The sequence below is a fragment of the Shewanella sp. SM87 genome (genome assembly GCF_025653705.1).
Lineage (GTDB): Bacteria > Pseudomonadota > Gammaproteobacteria > Enterobacterales > Shewanellaceae > Shewanella > Shewanella oncorhynchi.
In genome coordinates this window covers 1-801 of the sequence record NZ_JAKKSC010000094.1, presented here as the reverse complement: position 1 = coordinate 801, position 801 = coordinate 1, and the positions used below count along the sequence as shown (strand labels likewise).

Sequence of the window (801 nt, the reverse complement as noted above, 5' to 3'; positions counted from 1 at the left end):
GACGGACACAGATGGCTTAACGGCTGAGCAGTCCTTTAGCATCACGGTGACAAACGTCAACGATGCGCCGACGATTAGTTCGACGGCGGTGACGGCGGCAACCCAAGATGCGGCGTACAGTTACAACTTAGTGGCCAGCGACTCCGATACTGGCGACAGCTTAACCTTGAGCGCAGTGACCAAACCAAGCTGGTTGAGTTTCAACGCGGCGACGGGTTTACTCAGTGGYACGCCGAGCAATRCGGATGTGGGCAGTCACGCKGTCACCTTACGAGTGACGGACACAGATGGCTTAACGGCTGAGCAGTCCTTTAGCATTACAGTGACAAACGTCAACGATGCGCCAACGATTAGTTCGATGGCGATGACGGCGGCAACCCAAGATGTCGCGTACAGCTACACCTTGACTGCAATTGATTCTGATGTGGGTGATGTATTAACGCTGAGTGCCATCAATAAACCGAGTTGGTTAAGTTTCAACTCGATGACAGGTTTGCTCAGTGGTACGCCGAGCAATGCGGATGTGGGCAGTCACGCTGTCACCTTACGAGTGACGGACACAGATGGCTTAACGGCTGAGCAGTCCTTTAGCATCACGGTGACAAACGTCAACGATGCGCCGACGATTAGTTCGACGGCGGTGACGGCGGCAACCCAAGATGCGGCGTACAGTTACAACTTAGTGGCCAGCGACTCCGATACTGGCGACAGCTTAACCTTGAGCGCAGTGACCAAACCAAGCTGGTTGAGTTTCAACGCGGCGACGGGTTTACTCAGTGGCACGCCGAGCAATCGAGCAAT

1 protein-coding gene is annotated in these 801 nt (G+C 54.4%); it reads left to right on the top strand.

From position 1 onward, the window contains the following. Positions 1 to 801 (top strand): putative Ig domain-containing protein (locus tag L5M11_RS23810; protein ID WP_263193461.1); only part of this gene is annotated, 801 nt, incomplete at both ends.